The organism is Paenibacillus sp. PAMC21692, from assembly GCF_014303795.1.
Classification (GTDB): Bacteria; Bacillota; Bacilli; order Paenibacillales; family Paenibacillaceae; genus Pristimantibacillus; species Pristimantibacillus agaridevorans.
On the sequence record NZ_CP060293.1, the window covers coordinates 2,402,772 to 2,419,067 of the forward strand.

General features: G+C 49.4%; 14 protein-coding genes. 10 read left to right on the plus strand and 4 right to left on the minus strand.

The window, feature by feature from the left end:
* Positions 1 to 128 precede the first annotated feature (128 nt).
* The 5 genes from H7F31_RS09600 to H7F31_RS09620 all read left to right on the plus strand — a co-directional run bounded on the left by H7F31_RS09600 (position 129) and on the right by H7F31_RS09620 (position 5,389).
* A complete protein-coding gene (locus tag H7F31_RS09600; RefSeq protein WP_187103965.1) occupies positions 129 to 1,622 on the plus strand; it encodes an ABC transporter substrate-binding protein in 1,494 nt (497 codons plus the stop codon).
* A 738-nt stretch (positions 1,623 to 2,360) separates the two neighbouring features.
* Positions 2,361 to 2,885 carry a GNAT family N-acetyltransferase gene (locus H7F31_RS09605; RefSeq protein ID WP_187103966.1) on the plus strand — a complete coding sequence of 175 codons (525 nt, stop codon included), beginning with the start codon at positions 2,361 to 2,363 and terminating at the stop codon, positions 2,883 to 2,885.
* Positions 2,886 to 3,424: 539 nt separating this feature from the next.
* A complete protein-coding gene (locus H7F31_RS09610; protein WP_087572281.1) occupies positions 3,425 to 3,793 on the plus strand; it encodes a GntR family transcriptional regulator in 369 nt (122 codons plus the stop codon).
* Positions 3,790 to 4,689, plus strand: a complete 900-nt coding sequence (locus H7F31_RS09615) for an ATP-binding cassette domain-containing protein (protein WP_187103967.1) — start codon at positions 3,790 to 3,792, stop codon at positions 4,687 to 4,689. Before H7F31_RS09610 ends, H7F31_RS09615 begins: the two co-directional genes overlap by 4 nt.
* Positions 4,670 to 5,389 (plus strand): hypothetical protein, encoded by a 720-nt coding sequence (locus H7F31_RS09620; protein ID WP_187103968.1) that lies wholly within the window; start codon positions 4,670 to 4,672, stop codon positions 5,387 to 5,389. The genes H7F31_RS09615 and H7F31_RS09620 overlap by 20 nt, the downstream gene beginning before the upstream one ends.
* A 101-nt stretch (positions 5,390 to 5,490) precedes the next feature.
* Here the strand turns inward: H7F31_RS09620 and H7F31_RS09625 are convergent, their stop codons facing one another.
* The gene (locus H7F31_RS09625; RefSeq protein WP_187103969.1) at positions 5,491 to 8,073 is read right to left on the minus strand and encodes a beta-propeller domain-containing protein; all 2,583 of its coding nucleotides are present in this window, start codon (positions 8,071 to 8,073) and stop codon (positions 5,491 to 5,493) included.
* 491 nt (positions 8,074 to 8,564) lie between these two features.
* Entirely contained in the window at positions 8,565 to 8,963 is a 399-nt protein-coding gene (locus H7F31_RS09630) for a (deoxy)nucleoside triphosphate pyrophosphohydrolase (protein ID WP_187103970.1), read from the minus strand.
* 259 nt (positions 8,964 to 9,222) lie between these two features.
* On the opposite strand from H7F31_RS09630, the gene H7F31_RS09635 reads away from it, so the two are divergent.
* Complete coding sequence (locus H7F31_RS09635) at positions 9,223 to 11,136, plus strand: sensor histidine kinase (protein ID WP_187103971.1); 1,914 nt, start codon at positions 9,223 to 9,225, stop codon at positions 11,134 to 11,136.
* A gap of 33 nt (positions 11,137 to 11,169) precedes the next feature.
* Here H7F31_RS09635 and H7F31_RS09640 read toward each other — a convergent pair whose 3' ends face one another.
* Together H7F31_RS09640 and H7F31_RS09645 are read right to left on the minus strand one after the other, a co-directional pair.
* A complete protein-coding gene (locus H7F31_RS09640; protein ID WP_187103972.1) occupies positions 11,170 to 11,409 on the minus strand; it encodes an NHLP leader peptide family RiPP precursor in 240 nt (79 codons plus the stop codon).
* 141 nt (positions 11,410 to 11,550) lie between these two features.
* Positions 11,551 to 12,528, minus strand: a complete 978-nt coding sequence (locus tag H7F31_RS09645; RefSeq protein WP_187103973.1) for a hypothetical protein — start codon at positions 12,526 to 12,528, stop codon at positions 11,551 to 11,553.
* 331 nt (positions 12,529 to 12,859) lie between these two features.
* Between H7F31_RS09645 and H7F31_RS09650 the strand changes: the two genes are divergently transcribed.
* From H7F31_RS09650 to H7F31_RS09665, 4 genes are all read left to right on the plus strand, one after another.
* Positions 12,860 to 13,429, plus strand: a complete 570-nt coding sequence (locus H7F31_RS09650; protein ID WP_087572558.1) for a C40 family peptidase — start codon at positions 12,860 to 12,862, stop codon at positions 13,427 to 13,429.
* Between the two features lie 96 nt (positions 13,430 to 13,525).
* On the plus strand, positions 13,526 to 14,560 hold the full coding sequence (locus H7F31_RS09655) for an NADH:flavin oxidoreductase/NADH oxidase (RefSeq protein WP_187103974.1): 1,035 nt from the start codon (positions 13,526 to 13,528) through the stop codon (positions 14,558 to 14,560).
* 351 nt (positions 14,561 to 14,911) lie between these two features.
* Complete coding sequence (locus H7F31_RS09660) at positions 14,912 to 15,304, plus strand: LapA family protein (protein WP_087572560.1); 393 nt, start codon at positions 14,912 to 14,914, stop codon at positions 15,302 to 15,304.
* A 9-nt stretch (positions 15,305 to 15,313) separates the two neighbouring features.
* Entirely contained in the window at positions 15,314 to 16,288 is a 975-nt protein-coding gene (locus H7F31_RS09665) for a TRM11 family SAM-dependent methyltransferase (protein WP_187103975.1), read from the plus strand.
* Positions 16,289 to 16,296: the final 8 nt, after the last annotated feature.

The window sequence follows — 16,296 nt, forward strand, 5'->3', positions numbered from 1 at the left end:
CGGTCTTTTTTTTGTAAAAATTCATGTTTCTCATTTTTCTTGCAACTATTTTATCAAATAATTCGTATTACTTATGGTACATATTGGTACACTTGATAGGTGATATGCAGGGGAGTGGGAGGAAAAAGATGAATAATTGGTTGAAGAAGGCTGCGCCGGTGGCGCTTGCCGGAACATTGCTGGCGGGCTGCAGCTTCGGAAGCGGCAGCAAGGAAAACAACGCAGAGCAGACGGTAAGAGTGATGTATTACGACGAAAGCGGATTTTTTCAAAACTACGGCATGCTGTACAGCGCGCTGAACCCCAACGTGAACTTCGAGGTTGTGTCGACGCAAAGTCTCTATCGCTCGGGACCTTCGGAGGATGGCGAGGAATTCGACTATGAAAAGGCGCTCCAGAAGCTGATCGACGAAGAGAAGCCCGATGTGTTGATGATTGATCAGGGCCAATACAAGAAGTTGGCCGAAGAGGGCAAGCTGCTTGATATCGAGGCTTATATGGCGAAGGACAAGTTCGACACGGAAGGTATCGTGCCAGGCATGCTTGATTACATGAAGGAGCTAGGCGGCGGACAACTGTACGGCTTCCCGTCGAGCTTTAGCAGCCAGGTGCTTTATTACAACAAGGGCTTGTTCGACAAATACAACATCGCTTATCCGACTGACCAGATGACTTGGCAGGATGCCATTCAGCTCGCCAGACAATTCCCGATCGAAGGGGAGGCGGAGGATCGTGTCTACGGCCTTAAGATCGGCTATAGCGGGGACCTTAACGAGATGTCCTCCATGCTCGCTTCGGCCGAAAATCTCAAGTACGTTGATACGAAGAGCAAAAAGATGACGATTGATTCGGACGGATGGCGGAATGTCGTACAGACGTCGCTGGACGCGCTGAATTCCAAGGCGTTGTATTTTGAAAACATGGATCAAGGCATGATGGGCGGCTCCAGCAGCTACGAAGACTATTTGATGCGTAATCCATTCCTGTCGGGACGCCTTGCCATGACGGTGGACAGCACTTATCTCATGCAGCAGATTAAAGAAGCAAAAAATTATATTAAGGACGAGGGCGCCGTTATTAGTGACTGGGATATGGTCACGATGCCGGTAAGCGCACAATACCCGGATCAGAGCGCTAACACTTGGTACAGCGACATCTTCGCGATCGCCAAGGACTCCCCTAATGCGGAGGCGGCGTGGGACTTTATCTCCTACATCTCCAGTGACGATTATTCGCGAGTGAAGGCCAAAGTAACCAATATGGGAGGCTTCCCGATTCGCACGGCGTATATCAAAGATGAGGAAGGCCGCAACTTTGCAGCTTTTTATAAGCTCAAGCCTACCCAGTCGATGCAGGATTATCGTGATTTCGAAAGTTTGAATCCTCAGTTCAACATGATGTTCTACGGTCACATGCAGGAGGAATTCAAGGCTGTACAGGACGGCACGAAGAGTATCGACGAAGCGCTCAAGACGCTTCAGGTCAAAGGCGACGAACTGCTTAGCCAGGAACCGATGACGGAAGAAGAGATGAACAAAGAGATGGAGAAGCGGATGGCAGAGGAGCAGAAAAGAATGATGGAGGCAGCAGGCGAGGCCACCTCGGAAGCCGTCGTGGAATAAGCAAACTCTGTTATGCTCAAGCAACAAAACAAAGAAAGCGGCGGCCCGTGCGGGTTGCCGCTTTCTTTGTTCAATTATAGGAATTAATAAAATTTCGGGGTGGAGCGCGAGATCAGTCGTTGTCGTTACGGCATGCGTGCGCGATAGCGACAAACGAGGGACGGAACTCAGAGCCCTTATTTCGTCGAATAGAGGGGTAAAGGCAGGGCTAACGGAACCCAGAGACTTTATTGATTGATGATAAGGGGGATGGAGCGCGATTGGTTTGGAATAAGAACGCTCAGTTCCGTAAGAGTATCCGAAACCGTTGATTTGGCGAAAATAACGTCGCTCAGTTCCGCATACACTTGGTTAGTTTGGTCAACATGGCCGTTTTGTTCACTCTTTATTGCATAGGTTTTGCAAAGCTTAAGGTCGCTCATCTCCAAGAGGCACACCGTATATCGCATCGGAAAATAGAGGGAAAGTCCCCCTTTAATCTGGGGGAATCGGAATATCGGCTCCGCTTTGAGGGAAACCTCCCTTTAATCGGGGCGGCTCGACCGGAAAACAGTGATTCGGCCAGAATTAGAGGTAGGATTTCCCTCTAAAGGCTAAGTAAGGGCGGAGACGAGGGTAGTAGAGGGAGTTTTCCTCTTATTCGAGAGAACGACAGGCGGTTTTCTTAACTTGCGTCAAGGAATTGATAAGCGTATAATTACCCCCATTATTTCAAGGTTAATCTGGAGGTGCTTCCGCGTGGAGAAATTGAAGCTGATTAAACCGTCTGTGCAATACAGGGAAGCCTACCTGGCTTTCTACGAGGATTGGATTGCAAGCGGAGAATCCATTGTGCCTTGGGTAGTGGAAAGAGATCCATCGGACTTCGAGGCGTATGTCCAATTTCTATATTCGGCCGACGCCGAAGAGAAGTTGACGGATAGCGGGTGGGTTCCGCACTCGACCTATTGGCTGCTGGACGGGAAGGACAATATCGTCGGGGCGCTTAACTTCCGTCATCGATTAAACGAAAAGCTGCTGGACAGCGGAGGTCATATCGGCTACGGCATTCGCCCATCGGCAAGAAGAAACGGTTATGCGTCGTTCCAGCTCGGTGCAGCGCTCGACATTGCCCGCAGGAAGGGGCTGGATCGCTTGCTGCTTGTGTGCGACAGCGATAACGAGGCGTCGGAGCGCACGATCCGGAAGCATGGCGGCATATTGGAGGATGAGCGTGCGACCTCGGATGGTAATACGGTTAAGCGGTTTTGGATTGCTCTCTGATTGAAAAGTGATCGATCTGATGGCATTTGCTGATCAGGTTACGGCAAGGCTGGCGAAGGGGCTGTCCCAAAAGAAATAAAAATGATAGCGAGACAGCTAAGCACGCAAATAGACACGAAAATGGTCGGTCAGGATACCTATCCTTGACCGACTCCCTGCAACAAAAACATCCCATAGGCGTTGTTAACGGCTATGGAGCTCGTAACAGCAACAATAACGACGTTCCTGCTTCGAGCCTGCCGAAGGTAAGCCTTGAGGTCGGGTGGCTTTCGCTCGCTCACAATTTGCTCACTGAGGCGGCAATAGACCAAAAGCCAGAAATGGCGGTGCAGGGTAACGCCCTAGCACCGCCATTTCTTCGTTTTTGACGTTTCATTTAACGAATGAGCTATTTCATCAAGCGAGCGATCATACTTTTAAGACAGCTCTTTTTTGCAGTTTTTTTAGCAGAAAATGAAAGTTTGTTATTGACATGATGAACTGACCGTTGTATGGTTAGTTACATAAGTAATAAACCACATAAGTAATGAGGTGATTATGTGTTTGATGACCGAAGTCCCATCTATCAGCAGATCGCTGATGGCATTAAAAATGATATCGTTAGCGGCGTGCTGGGGGAAGAGGAGCAAGTGATGTCCACCAACCAATATGCGGCGTTCTATCGGATTAACCCGGCAACTGCGGCGAAGGGCTTTCAGTTGTTAACGGATGAAGGCATTTTATACAAGAAGAGGGGAATCGGCATGTTCGTCAGTCCGCAAGCGAAGGGAATGCTGCTGGAGCAGCGAAGGGAGCGGTTCTTTGAGGAGGTTGTCGACAAGATGGCTGCCGAAGCCAAAGTAATCGGCATCCCGGTCATGGATATTGTAAAAAGACTGGAGCAGTTGAATGGAGGGGAAGAGCAGTGACGATTACGATTGAAGTAAGCCGCTTGGGGCTGCTCTATAATAAGTCCGCGAAGGCGCTGGACGATGTAACATTCCGTCTGGAGGGCGGCAAAATATACGGCCTGCTAGGCCGGAACGGCTCAGGCAAAACGAGTCTGTTGTCGATACTGGCCTCGTTCCAGCAACAGACCTCGGGAGAAGTGCGAATCGACGGGGAAGTCCCGTACGAAAACGAGCGCATTGTTAACCAAGTCTGTTTTATACAAGAAAACGGCTATCTAGCCGAGTCGTTTAAAGTCCGCGACGTTATCAAGCTTGCATCGGACTGCTGGCCGAACTGGGATGCGGATTACGCGAATCGGTTGCTGAACCAGTTCGAGCTGCCGGCCAAGAAGCAGATCATGGCGCTTTCCCGCGGCATGAAGTCGGCGCTGGGCGTCACGATCGGGCTGGCTTCCCGGGCTCCGATCACGATTTTCGACGAGGCCTATCTAGGTATGGATGCACCGTCGCGCTACTACTTCTACGAAGAACTGCTCAAGGATTATATGGAGCATCCCAGAACGATCATTCTCTCCACTCATTTGATCGAGGAAGTGTCGGATTTGTTCGAGGAGGTTCTGATCCTGGACAAAGGCAAGCTGGTGCTTCAGGAGGAGGCGGATAAGCTTCGCTCGCGAGGCTCCGCCATTATCGGCCCGGCGGACGCAGTAGACCAATTCGTGGAAGGATTGACGATACTCAGCGAGCAGAAGCTGGGCGGCACCAAATCCATTACCGTATTCGGAGAGCTTGGCGCGGAGCGCGAGAAGCGTGCGACAGCGGATGGATTAACGATCGGGCCTGTCTCTTTGCAAGATTTATTCGTTCATTTGACCAGAAAGGGGATTGGCGGCGATGAGCGCAAACATGGCTAAGGGGAAACGCAGCCCCGTCATGAACGTGGCTTTTCATTTGTGGAGCGCCTATAGGCATGTATTGGTTTGGTTCTGGGTTATATTTACCGTTATTTACTTCGGCATTAACGAAATGATCATGCGGGGGATCATTCCGGACGAGAGTATCAGGAATTCGGGGAGAGAATGGGACGGCGCTTCAATCGCGCCGCGAATCTTCTTGCTCGTGCTGGGTATCTTGCTGACGATAGGCTCGTTCAACAGCTTCGTATCGAACGGCATTACGAGAAGGAGCTTCGGTAGAGGAGGACTTCTCTTCGCGGGTCTGCTGTCCATCATCTGCACCGTTTTGCATCTTCTGGGTTATCCTATTGAAATGTTAATCATTGAAATTAGCGGAGCGGAGCGAAGTATGCAGTACCCCAATCTCGCGATTGTAGCCATAACGAACCTGCTCATGTACTTCGGCTACTTCTGCGGAGGGTGGCTGATCGGCACCGGCTTCTATCGTTTTCATTGGTTCAAAGGGTTGTTGGTCTGCGGGCTCGCCGTAGCGTTCCTGATAGGAATGGAGACGATGACGGCGACGGAGCTGACGGGGAGCGCTGCGGCGGATCAAGGCATCATCCTGCTTGTGCTTGCGTTGGCCAGTTTCTTGATCGTCTGGATTAATGATGGTTTCTTGCGCAAAATATCCGTTAAACGGAAGATCACTTTGTAACCAGCAGGTAGAAGAATTATTTGAAAAAAGGGACTTTCCCTCTCGGTCTGATCTTGTCGACCGGGAGAGAAAGTCCCTTTGTTGTAACAACCTTATTTGAGCTATCTCGATTCCATGGTGGCTGGCAATGGCATGATATCGATGGAGCCGCCACCGTTCCAAATTGGCTCGGGCAGAGGAGGATAGTTCAGCGAGCCACGCTCATCCAGCTCCTTAATGCCGCTTGCCTTGAGCATGGAGTCGGATAAAGTGTAGAGAGAATCGCCGGAATAAAGAATACGGCGCACCGTCTTGGAGTAGTCGTAACCGTATTGGCCGCTTTTTCTCAGATCGTCCTCCGTTAAGTGACTGATCCGTCCCTTAAGCTGGAAACCCTTCTGGAGATCGATGCCGTAGACATACGCGCCCTGGTAGACGAATTCGCCATAAGCCGGGAAGTCGCCAGGCTGTAGAGCATCTTTGTTCTTGATTTCGTGCAGTTCGACAGGGAAAGCCATCAATCCCTTGGCCTTGGAGAAGAGGAGAGCTTTGTGATTATACAGCAGCTCCGAGCCCGTGCCGCGATCGCCTATGACCTCCTTGAACAGCTCCTTCGGCTGCGATACGTCAGACACGTCGAACATGGCAATCTTCATCCCTTGATAGAACGCCATCGTCTCATCCGGTCCCATGCCCTTGGACGGTACTTCCACCGTCTCCTTGCCGAAGCCGATAATATGATTCTCGTCGTACGGATGGAGATAGTCGCTGTAGCCCGGAATCTTGAGCTGTCCTAATACGGCAGGATTCATCGGCTGGCTCAGATCCACGACGAACAACGGATCGACGTTACGGAAGGTAACCATATAAGCTCGATCTTCCATGAATCGGACGGAATAGATCCGTTCTCCCGGCGCGAGACCTTCCAGCTTGCCGACTACGCTCAGCTTCTCGTCGAGTACATAGACGTTATTCTTCGAGCCCTGCTCGCCGCTTGCCCACATATTGCCGCTCGTAAGCGCGACACGGAAATAACCTTCGTGCTCATCCATGGAGAACTGATTCAGCAGGCTGCCGGGAACGGTGCCTTGGCCGATATAGACAACCCGGCCTTGGTCGAGCCGGAATTTATGGAACTCCGTGTAATCCGAGTAGGAGTTGTTCTTCGCTTCGTATCTCGCGATGGCAACGTACAGATGCTTCTGCGAAGCGTAGATCGTGTTTCCCGAACCAAGATAGGCGGATACTTGAAGCTCGCCATCCGGCTGGCTTAAGTCTACGGAGCCGACTATCATCATGCTGCTGTCCGCAGGCTCGGGGAAGTATCGCACGTCGCTAAGCGGCAGTTGACGAAGCTCGTCGGTTACGGCCGAATCTCCGTAGAACGGCTCGGCTTCGGTGGCAAGCGTCCGAGCGGTTGCCGCATCGTCTTGCACGGATCTTTTTTTCGATGCCATGGCATCGTAGAAGGGATAGTAATAGTTGTATTTGTTCGACACCATATAAAGCGAATCGCCTATCTTGCGGGAAGAGACGTAACCGCCTTCCTGCGACAGTTCACGTACGAGTTCCGGCTTGGCGGAGCCTTTCAGCTCATAGACATAAGCGACCGTCAGACTTCGATGGTTGAAATAAGGCAGGATGGAGACACCTTTGCCAGCTGGCGGTGCAGGATCAATGGCGATGGCAGGCGCTGCCGGTTCGATGGAAGCAGGGGAGGCAGTCGTTTCGGCACTCGGCGACGAGCCGCTGCTTCCGGCACCAGTCGATTCCGAGCCGGGATTCGCTGGAATAGGCTGCACTCCGTTATCCGGTTGGACGACATGCGGCTTCATGGCAGAGATGCTCCGCTGACCGATTACGATCAGATGCTTGTCGTCAACATACAACTCCTGGGGCTGGAAGCCTTCCTTGGCGTCGTACTCCATGACGGTGACCAGCTTCGGGTTCGAGGCGTCGGCAATATCGCTAATGACAACTCTGCCGCCGCTGATCTGGTAGACGAAGCCGCCATCCGTCTTCGCCCAATCCGCCTCGTCCACGCCGTCTACCTGCACGTTCGTCGTGGAATGATCGTCGGAAGGAGGAGAACCGTCAGGACTAGGGGCTGCAGAACCGGAATCTGCTCCCCCGAGGGAGGCGGACGTCTCCGCTGCTGCAGTCGCCGTAATCGTCAACTTGTTCTGCGACGTCATAGAGGCCTGAAGCAGCTCCATCAGCTTCTTGCTTGTACCTACGGTTGGCAATTGCTTGGGCTCGTCAATTGTGACGAGTCGTTTCGCGCCATCCCAAGAGACGACCGTGCCAAGCGCTTCGGACAATGCGCGAAGCGGCACCATCGTTATGGCTTTCTCAATCCGCGGAGCAAGCGGAAGCTTGACATTTTTCCCGTCCGTCGTCATTGTGGCCGATCCGATGGTGATTGTCGCGCTGCGGCCTTCTCTCTGTATGGTCACCTTTTCGGAGCCGTCAGCGGCTTCGGAATATTCGACCTTGGCTCCCAAAGCTTCGGCAATCTCGCGAAGCGGCACCAGGGTTGTGCCGTTATGGATATAAGCGGGCGTTGCCAGCACTAATGGTTTGCCCTTCACCTGGACCTCGATGGAGCCTTGGGCGACAACTTCCTCTTTGAACGCCCCGCCTGTAAATGGCGACAGACATAACAGCAGTGTGAGAAATGCTGCTATCGTTGCCTTCTTTTTCATTTTCGAATCCTCCTTTGACGATTGTATGGACGCCGACCCCTTCAAGCTGTCTGAATGACATGGATGTTACCATCTTGACGCGGAGAAAATGGAATATGTTGCGAGTTGTTGGCACATTTTAACGGGATTCTCATCGGCGTTTATAACGCCGATGGGCCGGAAGTAACTCTAATTAGCGTTCATAGGCGTTAGTACCGCCTATGGCTCTAAAAAGTAGGCAAACGAGCGACTGTAGGCGTTAAAAACGCCGATGTTCCGTAAAGTAACTCTGATGAGCGTCCATAGGCGTTAGTACCGCTTATGGCTCCAAAAAGTAGGCGAACGAGCGACTGTAGGCGCTAAAAACGCCGATGGCCCGTAAAGTAACTCTAATTAGCGTTCATAGGCGTTAGTACCGCCTATGGCTCCAAAAAGTAGGCGAACGAGCGACTGTAGGCGATAATAACAAGACTGTGGATAATGAGGCCGCACCATCGCCACTAAGCCGCTAGTTACGCATTCATACCTTTCATTAGTCGTTGAACCGTTGGAAGATCGGCAGGCGCCCACTCCAGCCTATCAAGCTCCGAAGCAGGAAGCCAAATCAGCTTCTCGTGTTCTCTTGGGACCGGAACGCCGCTCTTGATCGTTGCGTAATAAGTCAACAAGCGTACCTGTATCTCTGGATATTGGTAGAGGGTATCCTCGATGCTGGAGCCAACCTCGATGAGACAACCAAGCTCCTCCTCGATCTCGCGAATGAGGCATGTCTCTGCCGCTTCGTGAGGCTCCAACTTGCCGCCAGGGAATTCCCATAGTCCCGACATGGACATCCGGGAAGAACGCAGCGCGCACAAGATCTCCTGACGCTCATTGCGGATAACGGCTCCTGCAACCATGATCATTTTCATATCTTAATCGCGCCTTTCCGTTCACATAATCCTATTTCACGTTGCTTTCATCATATATGACTTAAGAACTATAATTCAATGAGTACCAGTACCTATGCGCGAAACCCACACTTTCTCATAAATTTTAAAAATAGTTTCCAAATGGTAGTTGTATTTCCTTGATACATAGCGGAAAATAATAATAGGTAAATTTTGCCGAAGAATGTCGAAAAATATTACAAGCGCACAGGGATGAATATTATGGCTCGAGGTGAAGGGAATGGCAGTTATCAAAAAAGGTTTAATATCGCTTGTTGCGCTGATCTCGTTCATTGGAGCATTCTTTACGGGATCACCATCTATTCTTGCTGCTTCAGGGCAGGGTAGCGATCAAACAATCATTACCGAGTGGCAGATGCTCTGGGAGCAGCCCGGTCAGTCGCTTACAGCCGAAGAAGTTAGCTCATTGTCGGACAGCGACGGTTGGTTCACGGTCCATTCCGATGGAGATTATCCAAGTGTGCCGGAAGGGATAAATTCGGCTTGGATCAGGTTTCGTTTGCCGGAGTTGACTCAAATGAGGCCTGCACTAACAATTAATAAGTTATATGCAAAAGAGGTCATTATATATTTACAAGATAAAAAGATATATGAACGTACAAGAAAGTATTCTTTTGATCTAAATGAAATACTACTTCCGATAGAAGTTCAATATGAAGGATCAAACATTTACTTGTATGTTGAAAATAATGTAAATAAGCTAGGGATTTATAATGAAATAAATGTTGGGGAATTTACTGATCAAATTAAGACATTTGTTAAGGCGGATATAATTGATATTATTTTAGGAGCATCTCTTGTTCTCATTTCTTTTTTTATGATAGTAAGTGTACTTTTTATTAATAGGACATTCCAGCCGGGGTGGTACTCTTTATTTCTCGTCATGTTGTCAGTAGGAGTTATGATACTTTCTTATTCGTCGTTTATGTATAAATACTTTCCTGAGTATATTACCTTATTTAATATATGTTTTGATATAGCATCATCATTGTTTATGCCTGCTCTGTTTTTCTTTCTTGAACAAGTGCTAGGAAGGGGGCCATTTGGTTTAATTACAAAATTCAAAAAAATACAAACTTACTTTGCTGTAATTTACACAGTGTTTCTCGGATTGAGTTTTGTATCATCGGAAATCCATGATTTTTATTATACAAGTGGGTTTGTAATATTTGGACTATCAATCATTGTTGGTAACATTTTGTTGATATCTTCTGTGATTTTTGAATGTAAAAATAGAAATAAAGAAGCTATTATATTAGCTATAGGTATTAGTATATTTGCGGGTGTAAGCTTAGTTGAAGTCATTTGGTATATGTACATTGATCGGATGTATGACATGAAGTATTGGAAAGTAAGTATTTTATTTTTCCTTGCTTCACTAATAATTATTCTTGCCAGAAAAGTAATGGTTAATTATCAAAAGGCTCTTCAATATTCAAAACAAATTGAGATATTTAATGAAGAACTGCAACGGTCAGAGAAGATCGAACTAATAAGTAACTTAGCTGCATCTATTGCGCATGAAGTTAGAAATCCTCTACAGGTTACTAGAGGTTTTTTACAGCTATTGGGACAGCGCTTGAATTCAAAAAACGACAAAAGTTATGTGAACTTAGCTATTGATGAACTGGATAGGGCCTCTGAAATAATTACAGATTTTTTAACGTTTGCCAAACCTGATATTGGCAAAGTAGTGCGACTAAATATTCAAGAGGAAATAAGTCAACTAGTTGCAATTTTAGCGCCATTAGCCACATTACAAGGGGGGATTATAAAAGTCGAGCATGATAAAGAGTTGTTTATTATAGGTAGTTCATCCAGGTTTAAACAAGCATTGATGAATATTATTAAAAATAGTATAGAAGCTTGTGGTGATGGTGGAGAGATAACTATAAATCTTTCAGAAGATGCGGTAAGCGGGAGAGTTATAATAAAAGTAAGAGACAATGGAGAAGGGATCGATGCCGAAGATTTAAAGCGTTTAGGAGAACCGTACTATACTAATAAAACCAAGGGTACTGGCCTTGGATTGATGGTAACTTTTAGAATTATAGAAGCAATGGAAGGTAGTATTAAATTTATTAGTGAGAAAGGGATTGGAACGGAAGTAAATATCACTTTACCTTCACAATAAGTAAAAAGGCCGATGAAATCATCGGCGCTTTTTTTATGCCCACATTGGAGCATCAACATCATTGTTATTTACACCGGCAGGATTTTGAGGAATCACCAAATAGTATGAATCAGCAGTTTCTTCAACAACGTTTAAATTGACATCTTCAGGAATGTCAACGCCGAAGGCGTCTTTGATTGCCGACTTTGGATCTGCGAGCAACTTCGATTTGAATTCTGCATCGGTCCAAGCTTTTTCGATAATTTGATCTTTCAGGTTTTGTTCGTTTGACACAGCAATCACCCTTCCGAATATGTATATGATTTCCACAATTAGTCTATCACGAACAGTCGACAAAATCTACTTCTTTTTTCCTATTTTGAACAAATATTATAGTCTGTTTGGATTAATCCCAGTCATCAGTCGACATGTTTCTTAAGTCCCGAATAATAGATTGATCCCGCCGCCGAGCTGCTTTCGCTTGCGATCCTCATGTCGTGCGGCGATTGCATGCAGGCATTCCACCATATGGAGATTAAATGCAACTAGTTCTGGAGGTGCACAAAGGTTATCGCTCAGTCGGTCATGGTACCCCTTCGCAATGTCGGCGTATGGCTGCATGCAGCCTCGCACATATATCGCAGCCTCGATTCGCTCTTTCGTTAGTCCTTCCGTGTTGTAAGACGGTACGGATTCGTCGGACAAGGCACCTTCCCGCCCCGCCACAATCATCGCCAGAAGCCCGTTATAGCTGCCGTCCGTGAGATCCTCCTCCCAATCGGCCCAGTCGTCCAGCATTTGGAGCGTCATAAGCGCGATATCGATGGCCTCATCGGTTAAGGAGATCCATTCTTCGGTCGAAGCGGAAGAAGCGCCTGGGCCCAGCAGCAGAGCGCCGACCGCGCTTATTTTGACAGGAGCGGCTTTGCCCGATGTGAGCAGCGGATTCGTTAGGAAGTAGTTTCCGCGCCCTTCGCTTATGACACTGTCTGCCCAAGTCCGCACATAACCGTCGTAGTAACGCCAGAACGGGCTGTCGGAAGGGAAAAGCGCACGGAAGATCCGAAACATCTCTTGTTGAAGAAGACTGCCGAGGGCAAGCTGGGACTTCCAGTCGCCGCCTGCAACTTTGCTGTCCATTACATCGTCTTGAATAAAAAAGTAGAGCATGCCATATACATTGGCAAGCGCAAGTTGTCCGCATTGCTCTTCCGAGATCTCTGCCTTCTCCTTCATCCAATACGGCAGCAGCGTGCAGATGTAATCCTTGCCGCCGTCCTGGTTGGCGGGATTAAACTTCTCCGCATAGGTTATTCCAAGCTCGTGGAGCGGTGGAGGAAAACGTCCGATCGTCTCCAGAGCTTGACCGAATACGTTCCTGATCCGTGATTTGTACCGTTCATACCATTCCATGCGCTGACATCATCCCTTCGGACTATTAAAATGATGATATAGTACAAAAATACTATATCACGATAGTCGAAAATTGGATGCAGATTTTGGAAGATTAGGAGGAATTTTTGCGCATAGCTTCTTGCAACTACCTTATAACTACCTGTTGAGTAAATGTAGAAAATCCAGTAAAATGGATTTGATTGTGGAGGTGGCGCAAGATCATCCATGCATCCATATGAAACTAGACCTTAGTCGGGGTTCTTTCTATTACCTCAGAAGGTTCTTCGAAACCTTCTCCTGCATTAAAGTTAATACCAGACGATAGTTCTTTAATGTGGAGGTCATCTTAATGAGTAGAGACAAAGAGATTTACGTGCTTCTGACGGACACGGGGACAGTTTTGACCAAAATTATACGAACGTTCACGAAGGACCCGCTTAATCACGCATCCATTGCCTTCGATCCGGATCTCCAGGAAGTGTACAGTTTCGGCAGAAGAAATCCCAACAATCCATTCTTCGGCGGCTTTGTGCGTGAAGATGTACGGAGCTCGTTTTTCGAAGAATCCATGTGCGCCTTATATCGTTGTACAGTCAGCCAAACGGTCTACAATAATCTGAGAAATCAGGTGCAGCATTTCGAGCAGAATCAGGATTTGTACAAATATAATTTGGTCGGCATGCTCGGCGTTGTCTTTAATATCGAATGGGAGCGCAAATATTCGTACTTCTGCTCGCAGTTCGTGGCGACGATGTTCCAGCGAAGCGGCATGGAACTGATCGATAAGTCGCCTCTCCTCGTGACGCCAGGCGATCTGCAGCATACATCCATGCTCGAATTAGTCTACCACGGTCAATTGCATTCATACGTGGGCTGCCAAAACAGCATAGCAGCCGCCAGCGCGTTCCGCACGGCATAAAGGGATCCCGAAATTCGGGATCTCCTTTCTTTTTGTAAGCGAACTTGTGGTATGCTATTTAGGCAAGGCAATGGCTAATGCGCAGGAGGGATAACGATGTCTACAACAAACTTGGATTCTTCATTCCGCATCAAAAACCTGGAGCTTCGCAATCGGACCGTCATGGCGCCGATGTGCCAGTATTCCGTGCACGAAAAGGATGGTACGCCGACGGATTGGCATTATGTCCATTATGTATCTCGTGCCGTAGGCGGCGTTGGGCTGATTATCGTGGAGATGACGAACGTCGAGCCTGCCGGCCGTATAACGGACCGCTGTCTCGGCTTATGGGCGGATGAGCAGATTCCGGCCTTCCGCCGAATCGTAGACGCCGCGCACGGCCACGGCGCCAAGATCGGCATACAGATCGCCCATGCGGGACGCAAGGCGACGGATGATCCGTCACCGGTCGCGCCATCGGCCATCCCGTTCGACGACCATTCGAAGACGCCGAGAGAGCTGACGACGGAAGAGGTCAAGGCGATGGTGCTGAAGTTCGGCGAAGCGACTCGCCGGGCCGTCGAAGCCGGCTTCGATACGATCGAGCTGCATGGCGCGCACGGCTATCTCATTCATCAATTTCATTCGCCGCGCAGCAATACGCGCGACGACGAATATGGCCGCGATCTCACCTTGTTCGGTCGCGAGGTCATCGCTGAGGTTAAGCGCAATATGCCGGAAGACATGCCGCTGTTATTCCGGATTTCGGCGCTTGAATATACCGAAGGCGGATACGGCATCGAGACGGGCATCGAGCTGTGCCGCGCTTATCTGGAGGCGGGCGTCGATCTGCTTCACATCTCGACTGGCGGAGAAGGAGTGCCTAGCGCGGAGCGCCGTCCCAAGGTGGAGCCGGCCTTCCAGCTTCATGCGGCGCAGGCGGTTAAGGAAGCGCTGGGGGTCCCGGTTATCGCGGTCGGCATGCTCGACGATCCTGCGGTTGCCTCCGAAGCGCTTGCCAGCGGCAAAGCCGATCTGATCGCAGTCGCCCGCGGGCTGCTGCGCGATCCATATTGGGCGCTGCATGCCATAGCGGCCAGCGGAGGCAATTATAAGGCCGCGGTACCGAAGCCCTATGAGCGGGGATTCTAATTCGCAGCATAATCATTAGAAGATAGTCCATTCGCAAGGAATGGGCTTTTCTTATGTTGAATTATTAGAAAGTATACACTTTGAGAAAATGTTTAGTTGCGGCTGTTAAAATGGGGGCTACTGTTGTTTCAAGACTCCATGAAAGGTTGATGAATAAGAATGGGACAAGGAAAGAGAAAACGCCGAATCGGCCGCAAGGAGCGTTTGGTCTTGCTTGCCATTTTATTAATCAGCCTGATAACGGCAGTGATCGGGAAGGGCGGTATTTTGCATTCTTGATCAGGGATCAACGCTAGACTATTTGGCCAACTTATGAGACTCTAATGTAAAGCTGGTGCAGGAGGATGTCATATGAAAAGTCAGGGCATGCTGATCTCGGCGTTTGCTTTCGCGCTGGTTATTGCCATTTTCGCTGTCATTAACGTCGAACAAGTGGAAGTAAACTTTATGTTCGCGAAGACGTCAACTCCTCTTATTCTCGTCATCTTGGTATCCACTTTGCTGGGAGGACTGACAGTGGGGCTGTTCGGGATGCTCCGGATCTTCAAGCTGCAGCGTCAAGTGAAGACATTGGAGAAGAGTGTGGCCGAGCAGGCAGAGCAATCCGATCCGTTCGAAGCCACGTTCGCAAGCGATGCAGGTCCTAACGCTAACGCGGGGACGGCGCTCGTTTCCGATACGCAATGGGAAGAGGAATCGGCGGATAATGGAAATGCCCTTGTCGAGAAGGATCGTAAGGAATGAGACATAACGATGTTTGAAATGACGGAATATCGGATTGCCCGCCTGTATAATTACGCTTGTCACGAGGACGAGGCGGAGCTGTGCGGGCTGGAACTGCGAGTTCTGTTCGGTGAGAAGCCGGAAGCGGGAGTTGCGGCACAATATCAGCAGAACGACAACGACTCTGATAGACCCGCCATCTCCGTCAGTCGAAGCCCGTTCCTCAAGCGCAGATTGGATGCGGCATTTCGGTCGGCAACGCTCGATGGGCTGGCTGGCCAGCTCGGCGGCTGGGATCTGCAAGGGCAGACGTTCAAGGTTTATTATACCGCCGGGGATGAACGTCACAGCTACGAAGAGAAGCGTGCCATTGAGCGTCAGGCAGGAGGTTATCTGCAAGGGAAGGCGGATATGCATGCTCCCATGCTTAAGTTCGGCGTTGCGAAGTATCGTGGAGAATGGCTGTTCGGACCATGCGAAGACAATGATGGAACATGGCTGAGCCATCAAGCCAAGCCGCAAAACTATTCCACGGCGCTGCCTGTCCGCGCCGCCAGAGCGCTCGTAAACATCGCGATCGGTCCATCTCCTCGCGACAGGACTTTTATTGATCCATGCTGCGGTATGGGGACGGTATTGATCGAAGCGCTGTCGATGGGGATCCGCGCAGAGGGCATCGAGATTAACCCGCTTGCGGCCAGAGGGGCCAGAGTCAATCTGGAGCATTTCGGTTATTCGGGCAATGCTGTCGTCAAAGGCGATATGACGGAAGTAAGCAAGCGGTATGACGCAGCAGTGCTTGATATGCCCTACAATCTGTGCTCGGTATTGCCGAGCGAAGAGCAATACGCTATGTTGATGTCGCTAAGGAGAATGGCGGCTAGAGCTGTCGTAGTGACGACGGAAGACATGCAGCTCCGGCTCACGGAGACCGGATTTCGTATTTTGGATTGCGCCAAGCTGAGCAAAGGCACTTTCAAGCGGTTTATAAGTGTAGTAGAATAAGGAAGATG